Genomic DNA, 13,980 nt, shown 5'->3' with positions numbered 1-13,980 from the left:
AAAAAAGGATATCGCCTCTTATGGATATCCTTCATATTTCTAGATTTTTCAACAAAACATAAACAAGCAATATAATTTTTTTTGAAAAATCAAATCCGCTTGGCTCGACATTAATAATCGAAGTCTGATTACATCTTGATTTTTATCTCATTGAAAACTTAAAAACAGATTAAGTATTCAGCTGATGTCTTACTTGTTGCTCTAGCATGAGAATTTTCTGTTTTACATGCTCTGGAATGACTTGTTTAGTAAGCTGAACAGGATCAACCACCACCATGACCGCCTCTCCCGTTACGACTACTTTTTCCTGCGTTGTACTCCATAATAGATAACTCATTCTAAATGCACTATTACGAATCTCCTCAACTCGCGCACCTATTTTCAAGGTATCAGGATAAAATACTGGACTTAAATATTTGCACTGATTTGATGCAACCACGGTATATATCTTTTCATCAAAAATATTTAAAGCATCTAAATAACGAATTCGTGCACTTTCAATATATCGATAATATAAAACATTATTGACATGACCAAAGGCATCCATATCGCCCCATGCCACCGCTTGTTCGTGAATTACAGGGTATTGTGCAAGTTCATTCATCATCTAACTCATATTTTAAACTGTAGAAAATTAGCATCATTTTCAAAGACTAAATTTAATTGTTGAATCTGACTTTCATTCAATTGCGACTTGACTCGCAAATAACTCATCAGAACATCATTTGGATACAACGCTAATAATTTTTCAGCTTCGGTTGACCGCTGTGTTGCCATATAGACATGCCATTTTGCAAAGGTCAGTATAGGCATACTCAAATAACGCTGTTCAAATTGATCTATTTTGGCTTCAATATCCTGATAATCTGGATTTTGCTTTAACAACTGTTGCTGAAACCATAAATAAAATACATCGCGATCAAATTGTTCATTTAACAAATGTAGGGCCAACATTTCATGCGGCAAGCTCATATCTGGTAAACGCGCAAGTAATTTAAGCCATAACAGCTTGCTGCTATAAGGCCGTGTCTTAATTTCCTGCTCTAAGTCCAGATAACGTTGTTGGAGTGCTTGCAAATCGTCCAGAGAGGCCTGTTCAAACTGAGTTAAAAGTTGTTGTAACCACAGATCACGACTTTGCGGATCTAGATGTCCGTACTTGTGCGAGCGCAAATACACCCAAGGCTGCTGTAATGCCAACTGTCCCCACAATGCAGTAATACGATATTGATAGGCTTGTTCAACCTGTTTCAACCACGGAGATAATTGATGCTGTTGTAAAAACTCCAAATGGGTAAGAGCCTGTTCAGTTTCACCTTGCGCCAGAAGGAGTTCTATTCGTTGCAATTCAGCCAATTCAAATGCCATAGGCGAGGTATCATTGAGCGCATGCAAAGCTTGATCATATTGTGCATTTTGAAATAACAGCTTGGCCTCAACAATTCCCTTGAGTAAACCCGATTTTTCAAATACCTGATTGACAAAACTTTGCTGATCTTTTGCTGCTTCTAACAACCAAATGACCCCTAATTGTTCATACGGGTGCAAATGCGAAAAATTAAAAACCGTTTCCAGTTTACGCTGTTCACGATGTAAATATCGTCGAACGACCATCCAGATGAATTGCGCGAATAGACTCAATGCGCCCATCAACAGCAACAATATCCAGACATTGGTTTGTAGTTGCCAGTCACGCCAATAAATATAGACATAACCCGCCCCATAGCCATAACTCAACACACTGAGTAAGGCCAATACACACAAAGCGATTAAGGCATAAGTCTGGAGTAATACGCGCATAGTTGCTCCTTAGCCCAATAATTCAAGTGTGATGAGTTTTGGTACAGGAAGCGCAGGAAGTTGTTTCAGTTTTTCCAGTCGAAGTTTTAAATCTTGGCTAGATTGATCTGGAAGCTGTGCCAATTGCTGTATCGCCATGCTTAACACATGCTGATATTCAGTTAAATGTCCATCGTTAATCGCCTGACGAGCCAATAATAGACGTAGTTGTACTTCTTTTAAAATAATCCGTCGATTAATCAATTCTGCGGGAGCGAGATCGACACGTTGCAACTGAAACCAACCTTGCCAAAAATGCTGTTGCTGCTGTCTTTTCAGTTCTACATGGGTATTTTCTTGTGCCATTTGCAAATCTTGATCGATCAACTGAATCAGATCATCAAAGCTTTGTTGCTGCTGATTTTTGGAAATCACAAATTGCTGAATGGCTTGTTTATCTTTAGTAATACTTTCATGCAAGCTGCGTTCTAAGGCAGGAGCAAGGGTATAGCTGGCCAAGGACTGATTAAGCTGGTTGAGTTTATCAACTGCATAAATATATTGATGCTGTTGTAAAGCAAACTGCACGAGTTCTAATTGTTGTTTAACCAATATCACTGGATTTAAGGCGGTATGAATAGCGGCAGATGGCGCTGGTTCACTTGCAGTAGAAGACTGATCAGCAGGATTCGTAAATTGACGTTGTAACGCAACCAAATGATCATTCAGGTTGGCATTATTTTGTTCCATCTGAGTGATATTTTGCTGAAGAAGATCAAAACGCTGAGAAAGCAGATACGAGTCATAACTTAACTTCGCTAGCCACAGCAAAGCCAAAATCACGATCAACCCAATAAATTTCCTCATAAACGTCCTTCATTTTGCTTTAATTGCGCTAACACGGTTTCAGGTTTTAAGTCATCCACACGGCAAACCGAATAATACGCATTTTGCTGATGTTGATATGTCTTTAATATGTGAAATAAACGTTCGCCCAATACCATATAACAACACTGATGACAGTGTGATGGCAAGGCTTTGAGTAATTCTAACCAATTGAGCCAACTTGCTTCACTACTGATTAAGACCCATACTTTTTGCTGCTCTGCGGATATTCTGGATGTTAGCTGAGCAAGATGCTCCGTCGCCTCCGCAGGGCAACGTCTGCTGTATAACACAAAATTTAAGACTTCAACCCCTTGCGCCTGCAAATGTTGCATCATAAATTGACGACCACCCTCACCTCGCCAGAATGCGATTCGTTTTAGCTCGGTATTGGATCTAAACATCTCAAGCTGTAACATGCCCTCTGATGTTTCAATGGCAGGCACTTCAGCATAAATTTGAAATTGCGCAAGATAATCTGCGGTACGTTGTCCAACTGCAACCCATTGAATATGCTTAAGCTGCTCAATTTCAACGCCTGAAAGATGTAAATAACGCAAGCCAATTTCAGCCGCAGTCGGACTCACCACCACAATCACTTGCGTCTTGGCAAGCTGTTGATAAAGTCCAAATAACTCATCCGAATAAGGAGATTCAATCAACTCCAACAAAGGATAATCAATGACCTCATATCCTTCAGCCGTTAAAGACTGATTGAGTTTTTCAGCGCGAATTTTAGGACGAGTATTGATAAATAACATGGCAATATAATCCAAGTACTCTCAATTAATGCAATGCACTCAACAACTCTCCTGCACCCTGTTGCAAAAGTTGTTGCGCCAAACGGATACCTAACTGCTCGGCGTGTTCAGTATGATCCGATTGCTGTGCGCAAAGTAAAGTTTGTCCATCCACACTGCCTACACGACCTTCAATCGAAATTTGATTCCCATCTAAGGTCGCATACCCTGCGATTGGGACTTGGCAGCCCCCTTCTAAATACGCATTAAAAGCACGTTCTGTCCGAACACAATGCCAAGTTTTCTCATCTAATAAAGGTCGAATTAAGTCCAGAACAGTCTGATCATTTGTACGACATTCCAGCCCCAGTGCACCTTGCCCCACCGCTGGCAGACTAATTTCAGGCGCAAGTGAATGACGAATACGACTTTCTAACCCTAAACGTTTCAGTCCAGCACTGGCCAGAATAATCGCATCATATTGACCCTCATCCAGTTTGGACAAGCGTGTGCCGACATTGCCACGTAAATCAATAATGGTTAGGTCTGGACGTTGTTTTAAAATTTGACATTTACGACGCAAACTTGATGTACCGACTCGCGCACCTTGAGGTAAATCCTCAAAATGAACAAAGTGATTGGACACGAAAGCATCAAAAGGATCTTCGCGCTCACAAATCACAGGCAAGCACAAACCTTCAGGCAAATGCATTGGCACATCTTTCATGGAGTGAACCGCCAGATCAGCACGACCATCGAGTAATGCCGCTTCTAATTCTTTGACAAATAAACCTTTACCGCCAATCTTTGCTAACGGAGTATCCAAGATTTTATCGCCTTGCGTCACAAATTTGACCAGCTCTACCTCTAGGTCAGGATAAAGTTCCTGTAATCGAGCACGAATATGTTCTGCTTGCCATAAAGCAAGCGGGCTTTGTCGAGTCGCAATTTTCAAGGTCTGCATAAATCTTGGATCAGTTAAAAACAAACTCTAAACTTAACCCGATCTTTTAAAATTGCAAGTAAAATCTAAGTTAAACAAATCTACAAGCGCTTAAAGTTGCGGTCTTTTTAGAGTTTTTGCATACGTTCGCGTAATTGGGGCAAGTGGCGACGGCTGACAGAAAGACGCTCGCTCACCTCACGACAACGGACTTGATATTGACCCGAAGTGACCAGTTCAAGGCCTTCCAGATAATCAACCGAAACCAATGCATTACGATGAATACGAATAAAACGCTCGGAAAATTCCTGTTCAAGTTCTTTTAAGGTTTCATCGATGAGGACACTGCCATTTTTGTGGCGTACCGTGACATATTTTTGATCTGCCAGAAAATAATAAATATTTTCAATCGGAATCAGTTCTACCCCACGATAAGTTTTGGCTGTAATTTGATGTCGTTGTATTTTCACGTCGTCCATATCTTCTTTTTGTTTTATTGTGCTCAATTGAGCTTGAGTTAACTTGGTTAAGTGATCTAAAACCTGCTGCAAATCTTGCTGAGAAATGGGTTTGAGCAAATAACCTTTAGCCTGAGATTTAAAGGCCTCCAGTGCATGATCATCATAAGCCGTACAAAAGACAATTGCAGGCATAGGGTCAAAATGACTGATTTGCTCTGCACAAAACAAGCCATCCATTTCTGGCATTTGAATATCGAGCAAGACCACATCTGGTTCATATTGTTCGACCAGATCTAAAGCATCCTGCCCATGAGTAGCCGTCGCAACCACTTGATGCCCCAATTGCGTAACCAAGCGTGACAATCGTTCAACAGCAAGAGGTTCATCATCACAGATTAAGATCCTCATTCTTTCTCCTTGTCGCGTTAACTGGTTTAATTCATTTTTAATCGGTTAACCCTGACTTATTATTGTTTGTCTGATATCGGTAACTCACCACTGTGGTATACAACCCACGTGCGCTATAGGTTTGAAACTTGACCGTATTTCCATAATACGCCCGAAGACGCTGTTTCACATTGTCTATAGCAATACCGTGTCCTTCTCTGCTTTTTATTGTATCGTGACTGTATGGATTGGTAATGACTATACTGACTTGATTTTGCAATATTTCAACCAATACACCAATTTGACATGCTCCACCGATTTTCTCAACTCCATGAAAAATACTATTTTCAAGCAAAGGCTGCAAGGTCAACAATGGAATTTGTATGATTTTAAGTTGTTGAACACTATACGGAATTTTCCACTCTACATGAAATCGATCACCTAATCGAATTTGTTCGATAAATAAATATTGTCGACAAAGTTCAATTTCATCATTCAAACTAACCAATTTAAGTTGCTGCAAACTGGCACGAAACAGTTTAGACAAACTGATCAACATGTTTTCTGCTTTATCTGGATCCAGACTGATTAAGCTAACCACACTATTTAAACTATTGAACAGAAAATGTGGATGAATACGCGCTTGCATGGCTTGTATACGGGCATTCAGTTCACTGTATTGTTGATTTAACCATTGATCACGCACATACATATAACGTAGGCAAAATGCACCGAGCAAAATGCCATAACTTAAATGCATGCCCACACCTGCCAATAACAAGTCGCGATTAAACTGATGTAAGTTAAAATAACTCCCCCAGTGTTGCAGCAGATTGGCAATGCACGTGGTTAAGACCACAATGACTTGCAATAAAATAAAGCCAATCAGTAACGCAGTCACTTGATTAATACGATTAAAAAAATCCTGAAACCGATCCAGAATCGCTGAAAAAGACAACACCACCCAATTGATAAAAAAAACGTATTGTAATAATCGCAAGCCTTGTAAAGCCTGCCATGAACCCGCCTCAGCTAGCGCCAGCACCATGGCCAGTACATTACTGGCGACCATTAACTCCAATAAATGTTGCCATTGACCGATTTTGCTAAAAAAAAAGGAGCTGCCTGATAGGTGATTGTGTCGAGCTAAATCCATTGAATTCTGGGCATCGGCAAGCCTTGAGGAATTTGTTATACTCTTTTTTATTTTTCGCTTTTTTTTATCGAGCCGACATGACCACATCTTCAAATTCCCCTCATTCATCTGCCCAGAACCAGACCTCTGGTATGTGGGGCGGTCGCTTTAGTGAAGCGACAGATGCGTTTGTTGCTGAATTTACCGCATCTGTACAATTTGACCAACGTTTTTATAAGCAGGATATTGCAGGTTCAATTGCACATGCCACGATGTTGGCCAAAGTCGGGGTACTCACCGAGGCTGAACGTGACGACATTATTCAGGGCTTAACTGCGATTCAATCTGAAATTGAAGCAGGTCAGTTTGAGTGGCGTATCGACTTAGAAGATGTGCACATGAATATTGAGTCTCGTCTGACTCAACGCATTGGAATTACAGGTAAAAAGCTCCATACAGGTCGTAGCCGTAACGATCAGGTCGCAACAGATATTCGTTTATATCTGCGTGATGAAATTGACGATATTCTATCGATTTTGCAGCGCTTACAAAAAGGCTTACTTGGACTTGCAGCAAAAAATACTCAGACCATTATGCCCGGTTTCACTCATTTGCAAACTGCACAACCTGTGACTTTTGGTCATCATTTATTGGCTTGGTTTGAAATGCTCGTCCGTGATACAGAACGTTTACAGGATTGCCGTAAACGGGTTAATCGCATGCCATTAGGGTCTGCTGCACTGGCAGGAACCACCTACCCGATTGATCGTGCTTATACTGCTGAACTTTTAGGTTTTGAAGCTGTGTCTGAAAACTCACTTGATGCCGTTTCTGATCGTGATTTTGCGATTGAATTTAACGCTGCGGCAGCGTTAATTATGATGCATTTGTCGCGCATGTCAGAAGAATTGATTTTGTGGACGTCTGCTCAATTTAAATTTGTGAATATTCCAGATCGCTTCTGTACAGGTTCATCAATTATGCCGCAGAAGAAAAATCCTGATGTACCAGAGTTAATTCGTGGCAAATCAGGTCGTGTATTTGGCGATTTGATCAGCCTATTAACGCTGATGAAAGGTCAACCATTAGCATATAACAAAGACAATCAGGAAGACAAAGAACCGCTGTTTGATGCAATTGATACCGTCCGTGGTTCACTCATGGCATTTGCAGATATGGTTCCTGCACTGGTTCCCAATATCGAAATTATGCGTGAAGCTGCATTACGTGGTTTTTCAACTGCCACTGATCTTGCAGATTATCTGGTGAAAAAAGGCGTGGCGTTCCGTGATGCCCATGAAATTGTGGGTAAAGCAGTGGCCCTAGGCGTACAGGAAGATAAAGATTTATCTGAACTGAGCCTTGAACAACTTCAGCAATTCTCAGATTTAATTAGTGCCGATGTATTTGATAAAGCATTAACGCTAGAAGCCTCTGTGAATGCACGTGACCATATTGGGGGAACTTCTCCAAAACAGGTGACTGCTGCGATTGCACGTGCCGAAAAACGTCTTGAACAACTTTACGCTTAAGGAAATATCATGAGCCGTCAAGTATTTTGTATTAAATATCAAAAAGAAATGGAAGGTCTGGACTTCGCACCTTTTCCGGGAGCCAAAGGTCAGGAGCTATTTGAGCATGTTTCCAAGCAAGCTTGGCAAGAATGGTTGCAACACCAAACTACTTTGATTAATGAAAAACGCTTAAATGTGTTTGAGCCAGAAGCCAAAAAGTTTCTGGAAGAGCAACGTGAAAAGTTTTTCAACAATGATGAAAGCGTAGAAAAAGCCGAAGGTTGGAAGCCTGAAGAAAATTAAAGCATCGCTTTAATTTTCTGTAAGACAAGGACGAAGTCCGCGTAGGTAAGCATATGAGAAGTGAACCCTTACGCAAGACCAAGAGCTATGCTCGTAAGGAGAAATATTAAAGCATCGCTTTAATTTTCTGTAAGACAAGGACAAAGTCCGCGTAGGCAAGCATATGAGAAGTGAACCCTTGCGCAAGACGAAGAGCTATGCTCGTAGGGATATGGAAAAAATTAAAGTACCGCTTTAGTTTCCCTTAAGATAAGAATAATGAATTCCGCATACCTGTAAAAGTAGTCCCGTGACTACTTTTACGTTTCTTACACAGCGACATATAACATTACATAGCCTCACAAGACTCTGCATGATTCTTTCAATTTTTCTTAATATACTTATCCCATAGCAAGGCAATAAGCATCCCCCAATGCAGCCTTACGATGTTTTCTTCCCAGATTTCTCCCCCCAAGAAATCTGGGATTTTTTTATGCGTTTTGCTTAGATAATTTATCCATTTTATTTCTAGCGCAATTTGTCCTTGCCAGTGAATTAAGACAATCATCAGTATAAAGCAGATGAATCTTAAAAATATTTGATGTAAAGCATCACCGAAAGAATGTCGGATAGCATCTCGGCATACAGTTCAATAAAAAAAGACCTTGAATGATTTCAAGGTCTTTTTTAGGCAAAATCTTTAGAATATTTTATCCGCGATGAACTTTTTCTTCAATTTCTTCGATTCGGGTATGACGGACATCTAAACCTTTGGCAATATAAATCACTTGTTCTGCAATATTACGGGCATGATCACCAATACGCTCTAGTGAGCGTAATACCCACATCACATTAATCACACGGGAAATATGACGAGGATCTTCGATCATATACGTCATCAAGGTTCGTGTTGCAGACTGATATTCACGATCGATATCAGCATCTGCAAGTAATACCTGCAATGCCTGCTCTGCATCCAACCGTGCAAAAGCATCCAGCGCATCATGTATCATGACGCGAACCTGATTACCAATATGTCGGGTTTCCATATAACCGCGCGGTGATCCACCCTCTTCACACAGATTTTGGGCAATTCGGGCAATTTTAGCAGCTTCATCACCAATACGCTCCAAATCGGTATTGGCTTTACTCATGGCAATTACCATACGCAAGTCAATCGCAGCGGGATGACGACGTGCCAAGATCAAGGTAAGCCCTTCATCGATATCACGTTCATATTGATTCACCGTATTGTCTTTAAACTGCACATCAAGTGCCATATTGACATCGGTATCCAAGAGAGCATGGATTGCATTGGCTACCTGTTGTTCGACCAAGCCACCCATGGTCATAAATTTAGTGTTGACGTCTTGCAAGTCTTCATTGAATTGCGAAGAAATATGATGACTTAACACAGGATTACTTGGACTCAAGGGAGCCTCCCACACAAATTGGGTCAACGAACAAGATAGACTGTGATTAAAACATATCCATCATGAAAGTTTTATGACAAAAACTATTTTTTAGCCGTTTTATTGCGTTTTGTAGACCAGCCAGCGATTCAACTCGACCAAATCATTTTCATTTAATTGCCCCACGGATGCCTTTAATTTGAGTACATTCAGGATATAGTCGTATTGTGCATTCAAATAATCCTGTCTGGCATTAAAGGCATTACGCTGTGCTAAAAGTACATCTACCATGGTTTTCAAACCTTCGTTATAACTGGCTTTTGATGAACGGGAGACCAGCTCGGCAGAATCCATCGCTGCTTTTCGTGCTTGTAATTTGGCTTGATCGGTTTGTACTTGCATAAAGGCTTGTTTAACTTCAACCGCAGCATTACGTTTGGCTGAATCAAGCTGAAACTGGGCTTTACCCAGCTCCATTTGTGCTTTTTTTATTGAGGTTCGAGTTCGTCCACCATTAAAGAGATTCCAGTTCATTTCTACCCCAATCTGATCAAACTTGCCATCATTGGAAATCAGGGTTTCTGGGGTTTGTTTGGTATAACCATAACTGGCAACCGCATCAATCTGTGGATAAATGGCCGCTTTTTCCACACGGCGAGCATCATCGGCATATTGTTGTTGTAAGCGTGCCTGTTGAATCGATAAATTTTGGCTTTGCGCTAAGGTTAGCCAAGCATCCATTTGCGCTGGATACGGCTTTTGAAACTGAAAATCATCCGTTAACACAGCCAGTTTTTCATTTTGATAGGTGCCAATAAACTGGCTAAGTTTCTCTTGAGCCAACATTAATTGGACTTGTCCCCCAATCCGATTAGCACGGGCATTTTGATATTGTGCATCCGCCTCACTGACGTCACTACGTGCCACTAAACCCTCTGTGAGTTTGGCATTCATCATATTCAGTTGTTCAAGCAGAGCTTTTTCTTCCTGCAAATATGCAGCCGTTAAAGATTGTTGTCGTAAAACATCAAAATAAGCCTGTGCAACATTTAAGACATGTTCTTGTTTTTGTAATTTTAAAGTGACTTCACTGAGTAAAACCGATGTCTTGACCTGTTTATAACCTTCCCAAGCATCAACACGAAATAGAGGTTGACGTGCATTTAGGGCAATTTGCTTTTGGGTTGAAGTATTACTAATTAATGCATTGGAAAATTCTTCTGAACCCTCTATTCCTCCTAAGTCGCCAAAATCTCCACGTTTGGTGGTTTGATGATTACGAGTGATATTTCCTGTGAGCGTCACAGTGGGGAGCAAATTACCCGTGGCTAACCCCAGATTGAGCTTATCTGCTTCGAATTGATATACATTAGCCTGCCATGCGGGATCATTTTTCTTGGCACGATCATAAGCTTCCACTAAATCAAGTGCAAAGCTCGAAATGGAAACACCACATAAACTGGTCATGAGCAGTATTTTTTTTATGGCCATGAAACGTATATCAATCCTGAAAAAGTTGCCCACTAAGACTAAGAAAAACCAGTTAAAAATACAATCCGTAGGGTGTGGGGAATTGTAGTCAATCCATGTTAGTATTTAAGCATGCTTGACGGAGCGCGAGTAATCACTCGCTGAGATTGGGTAAATCTACACTTTGACTAGATTTGATCCCAAGTACCGTTGAACCTGATCAGGTTAAGACCTGCGTAGGAATCAAGCCATCTAAAAAACTTTTATATGCTATTGATCTGTTTCGATCAGTTAATTTCCGTTTTTTGGTTGCTTGATTCGTAATTGTTCTGCCAAAGGATTAAAGCGATGAACCAATTAACGAATCTTTCCCCTGCTAATGCACCCACAGAATATGCACAGGCAACAGCACAACATGAACAAGATGCCAAAGATCTCACCCGCATTTTACCTGCTTCACGTAAAGTGTATATTCAGGGTTCGCGTTCGGATATCCAAGTTCCTTTTCGTGAAATTGCCCTTACCGATACTCCAACAGGTCTAGGTGGTGAACATAATCCACCTGTTATGGTGTATGACACTTCTGGCGTGTATACCGACCCGAATATTCAGATTGATTTGAATCAAGGTTTGCCGTCTGTACGTCAAACATGGATTGAAGAACGTCAGGATACCGATGTACTCTCTGGTTTGACTTCAACATTTGGTCAAGAGCGTCTAAAGGATATTCGTACCGCTGAAATTCGCTTTGCCCATATTCAAAACCCACGCCGAGCCAAAACAGGCAGAAATGTCACCCAGATGCATTATGCTAAACAAGGCATTATTACCCCTGAAATGGAATATATCGCGATTCGTGAAAATCAGCGTCAACGTGAAGGTGTTGATATGCGCCAACACGCAGGACAAAACTTTGGTGCCAAAAACTTAACCGAAATTACGCCTGAGTTTGTCCGTCAGGAAGTGGCTGAAGGACGCGCGATTATTCCTGCCAATATTAACCATCCAGAATGTGAACCGATGATTATAGGACGTAATTTTCTGGTCAAGATCAATGCCAATATCGGTAACTCGGCACTCGGTTCATCCATTGATGAAGAAGTCGCAAAAATGACTTGGGCAACCCGTTGGGGTGCAGATACCATCATGGATTTATCGACAGGTAAAAATATTCATGAAACCCGTGAATGGATTATCCGCAATTCACCTGTACCAATCGGAACAGTGCCAATCTACCAAGCCTTAGAAAAAGTCAATGGTGTCGCAGAAGACCTGAATTGGGAAATTTTTAAGGATACCTTGATTGAACAAGCTGAACAGGGCGTGGATTATTTCACCATTCATGCTGGCGTTCTATTACGCTATGTTCCAATGACTGCAAATCGTTTGACAGGCATCGTCTCCCGTGGTGGTTCAATTATGGCACAGTGGTGTCTGGCACATCATCAGGAAAACTTCCTGTATACACATTTTGATGAAATCTGTGAAATCATGAAAGCCTATGACGTATCCTTTAGTCTAGGCGATGGCTTGCGTCCAGGTTGTATTCAGGACGCCAACGACGAAGCTCAATTTTCAGAATTAAAAACACTAGGTGAACTCACTCATCGCGCATGGGAACATGATGTGCAAGTCATGATTGAAGGCCCGGGACATGTGCCAATGCATATGGTCAAGGAAAATATGGATTTACAGCTTGAAGTCTGCAAAGAAGCGCCATTTTATACGCTTGGCCCTTTGACGACTGACATTGCACCGGGCTATGACCATATTACTTCTGCGATTGGTGCAGCCATGATTGGTTGGTATGGGACAGCGATGTTGTGCTATGTCACACCGAAAGAGCATCTCGGCTTGCCAAATAAGAAAGATGTTAAAGATGGCATTATTACTTATAAAATTGCAGCGCATGCAGCGGATTTAGCCAAAGGTCATCCGGGTGCGCAAGCGCGTGATAATGCTCTGTCTAAAGCACGTTTTGAGTTCCGTTGGGAAGATCAGTTTAATCTGGCACTTGACCCTGATACGGCGCGTAGCATGCACGATGAAACCATGCCAAAAGAAGCACATAAGTCAGCACATTTCTGCTCGATGTGCGGCCCTAAGTTTTGCTCTATGAAAATCACCCAGAATGTGCGTGATTATGCTCAAAACTTAAGCCATGCGGCATCCTTGACATCTGAAGATTCAGAAGTTGAAGCAGGTCTCAAAGCCATGAAAACCGCTTATCACGAAAATGGTCAAAAACTATACCAGAAAGTTTAAAGGGACCAAAAAAGCGTTTGTGTTTAATTTGATCTCGGTTAGGATGAAATACTTGTATTTCATCCTAATTTTGACCTATGGACATCGTTGAACAGGCTACTTTTTCTCAGCAAGATGTAAAGATTCATTCACGTGAATATGTGTTCCGTGGATTTGTACAGGTTGAAAAAGTCAGCCTGCAACACCGCATGTTTAATCAAAATGATTTTATTCCTCAAATTCAAAGAGAACTCATCCAGCGCAAGACAGCCGCAGGCGTTCTGCTTTATAATGATACACAACAACGATTTGCCTTGATTGAGCAATTTCGAGTCGGTGCAATCGATGATCCAGATTCTCCATGGCAACTTGAAATCATTGCTGGGGTTTTGGATGGTGATGAATCCCCTGAAAGCTGCATTCGCCGCGAAAGTCTGGAAGAGTCTGGTTGTCAGATTGATGAGCTCGAGCATGTATTTAGCTTTTATCCATCGGCTGGCGCATGTTCTGAAGTGTTTCATCTTTATGCTGCTGAGACTGACTTACCAGAGCATGGTGGTGTACATGGTCTTGCGGATGAGGGCGAAAATATTCAATTGCATATTTTTGACTATCACCAGTTGCAGCCGCTGTTTGCTCATGGTCGTCTCAAAAATGCGCCTGTGATTATGGCGTTACAATGGTTAAATCAAAAAATTAAAATGACAAAAAATACTAAGGGGTAATCC

At 41.2% G+C, this 13,980-nt stretch carries 13 protein-coding genes and 1 riboswitch; of the genes, 4 read left to right on the top strand and 9 right to left on the bottom strand.

Going from position 1 to position 13,980, the window contains the following annotated elements:
- Nucleotides 1–169: 169 nt before the first annotated feature.
- The 7 genes from EGS47_RS08780 to EGS47_RS08750 form a co-directional block, all read right to left on the bottom strand.
- On the bottom strand, nucleotides 170–604 hold the full coding sequence (locus tag EGS47_RS08780; protein ID WP_125269541.1) for an acyl-CoA thioesterase: 435 nt from the start codon (nucleotides 602–604) through the stop codon (nucleotides 170–172).
- 8 nt (nucleotides 605–612) lie between these two features.
- Complete coding sequence (locus EGS47_RS08775) at nucleotides 613–1,800, bottom strand: heme biosynthesis protein HemY (RefSeq protein WP_125269540.1); 1,188 nt, start codon at nucleotides 1,798–1,800, stop codon at nucleotides 613–615.
- Between the two features lie 9 nt (nucleotides 1,801–1,809).
- On the bottom strand, nucleotides 1,810–2,646 hold the full coding sequence (locus EGS47_RS08770; protein ID WP_125269539.1) for a hypothetical protein: 837 nt from the start codon (nucleotides 2,644–2,646) through the stop codon (nucleotides 1,810–1,812).
- A complete protein-coding gene (locus EGS47_RS08765; protein WP_125269538.1) occupies nucleotides 2,643–3,425 on the bottom strand; it encodes a uroporphyrinogen-III synthase in 783 nt (260 codons plus the stop codon). Before EGS47_RS08765 ends, EGS47_RS08770 begins: the two co-directional genes overlap by 4 nt.
- Nucleotides 3,426–3,450: 25 nt before the next feature.
- On the bottom strand, nucleotides 3,451–4,368 hold the full coding sequence (hemC, locus tag EGS47_RS08760; protein WP_125269537.1) for a hydroxymethylbilane synthase: 918 nt from the start codon (nucleotides 4,366–4,368) through the stop codon (nucleotides 3,451–3,453).
- Between the two features lie 107 nt (nucleotides 4,369–4,475).
- Nucleotides 4,476–5,216 carry a LytR/AlgR family response regulator transcription factor gene (locus EGS47_RS08755; protein ID WP_004995320.1) on the bottom strand — a complete coding sequence of 247 codons (741 nt, stop codon included), beginning with the start codon at nucleotides 5,214–5,216 and terminating at the stop codon, nucleotides 4,476–4,478.
- Between the two features lie 37 nt (nucleotides 5,217–5,253).
- Complete coding sequence (locus tag EGS47_RS08750) at nucleotides 5,254–6,438, bottom strand: sensor histidine kinase (protein ID WP_125269536.1); 1,185 nt, start codon at nucleotides 6,436–6,438, stop codon at nucleotides 5,254–5,256.
- Here EGS47_RS08750 and argH point away from each other — a divergent pair.
- Entirely contained in the window at nucleotides 6,429–7,862 is a 1,434-nt protein-coding gene (gene argH, locus EGS47_RS08745; protein WP_125269535.1) for an argininosuccinate lyase, read from the top strand. The genes EGS47_RS08750 and argH overlap by 10 nt on opposite strands.
- Before the next feature lie 9 nt (nucleotides 7,863–7,871).
- Nucleotides 7,872–8,147, top strand: a complete 276-nt coding sequence (locus EGS47_RS08740; RefSeq protein ID WP_005001831.1) for an oxidative damage protection protein — start codon at nucleotides 7,872–7,874, stop codon at nucleotides 8,145–8,147.
- Between the two features lie 689 nt (nucleotides 8,148–8,836).
- Here EGS47_RS08740 and phoU read toward each other — a convergent pair.
- Complete coding sequence (gene phoU, locus EGS47_RS08735; RefSeq protein ID WP_005001828.1) at nucleotides 8,837–9,559, bottom strand: phosphate signaling complex protein PhoU; 723 nt, start codon at nucleotides 9,557–9,559, stop codon at nucleotides 8,837–8,839.
- Between the two features lie 99 nt (nucleotides 9,560–9,658).
- Nucleotides 9,659–11,005, bottom strand: a complete 1,347-nt coding sequence (locus EGS47_RS08730; protein ID WP_371863918.1) for a TolC family outer membrane protein — start codon at nucleotides 11,003–11,005, stop codon at nucleotides 9,659–9,661.
- 133 nt (nucleotides 11,006–11,138) lie between these two features.
- Nucleotides 11,139–11,268, top strand: a riboswitch (TPP riboswitch).
- 88 nt (nucleotides 11,269–11,356) lie between these two features.
- On the opposite strand from EGS47_RS08730, the gene thiC reads away from it, so the two are divergent.
- The gene (thiC, locus tag EGS47_RS08725; protein ID WP_010588799.1) at nucleotides 11,357–13,273 is read left to right on the top strand and encodes a phosphomethylpyrimidine synthase ThiC; all 1,917 of its coding nucleotides are present in this window, start codon (nucleotides 11,357–11,359) and stop codon (nucleotides 13,271–13,273) included.
- A 77-nt stretch (nucleotides 13,274–13,350) separates the two neighbouring features.
- Nucleotides 13,351–13,977, top strand: coding sequence for an NUDIX domain-containing protein (locus EGS47_RS08720; RefSeq protein ID WP_010588800.1), 627 nt, complete (start codon nucleotides 13,351–13,353; stop codon nucleotides 13,975–13,977).
- Nucleotides 13,978–13,980 lie beyond the last annotated feature (3 nt).

Source organism: Acinetobacter sp. FDAARGOS_515 (assembly GCF_003938865.1).
In the GTDB taxonomy this organism is placed as follows: Bacteria; Pseudomonadota; Gammaproteobacteria; order Pseudomonadales; family Moraxellaceae; genus Acinetobacter; species Acinetobacter ursingii.
This window is presented reverse-complemented; position numbering and strand designations above follow the sequence as displayed.

Bases quoted from the DNA above. Each gene is read 5' to 3' on its own strand.
- EGS47_RS08720 (WP_010588800.1), top strand. From the start codon at position 13,351: ATGGACATCGTTGAACAGGCTACTTTTTCTCAGCAAGATGTAAAGATT.
- argH (WP_125269535.1), top strand. From the start codon at position 6,429: ATGACCACATCTTCAAATTCCCCTCATTCATCTGCCCAGAACCAGACC.
- EGS47_RS08755 (WP_004995320.1), bottom strand. From the start codon at position 5,216: ATGAGGATCTTAATCTGTGATGATGAACCTCTTGCTGTTGAACGATTG.
- EGS47_RS08775 (WP_125269540.1), bottom strand. From the start codon at position 1,800: ATGCGCGTATTACTCCAGACTTATGCCTTAATCGCTTTGTGTGTATTG.
- EGS47_RS08780 (WP_125269541.1), bottom strand. From the start codon at position 604: ATGAATGAACTTGCACAATACCCTGTAATTCACGAACAAGCGGTGGCA.
- hemC (WP_125269537.1), bottom strand. From the start codon at position 4,368: ATGCAGACCTTGAAAATTGCGACTCGACAAAGCCCGCTTGCTTTATGG.
- EGS47_RS08765 (WP_125269538.1), bottom strand. From the start codon at position 3,425: ATGTTATTTATCAATACTCGTCCTAAAATTCGCGCTGAAAAACTCAAT.
- EGS47_RS08730 (WP_371863918.1), bottom strand. From the start codon at position 11,005: ATGACCAGTTTATGTGGTGTTTCCATTTCGAGCTTTGCACTTGATTTA.
- EGS47_RS08750 (WP_125269536.1), bottom strand. From the start codon at position 6,438: ATGTGGTCATGTCGGCTCGATAAAAAAAAGCGAAAAATAAAAAAGAGT.
- EGS47_RS08770 (WP_125269539.1), bottom strand. From the start codon at position 2,646: ATGAGGAAATTTATTGGGTTGATCGTGATTTTGGCTTTGCTGTGGCTA.
- EGS47_RS08740 (WP_005001831.1), top strand. From the start codon at position 7,872: ATGAGCCGTCAAGTATTTTGTATTAAATATCAAAAAGAAATGGAAGGT.
- thiC (WP_010588799.1), top strand. From the start codon at position 11,357: ATGAACCAATTAACGAATCTTTCCCCTGCTAATGCACCCACAGAATAT.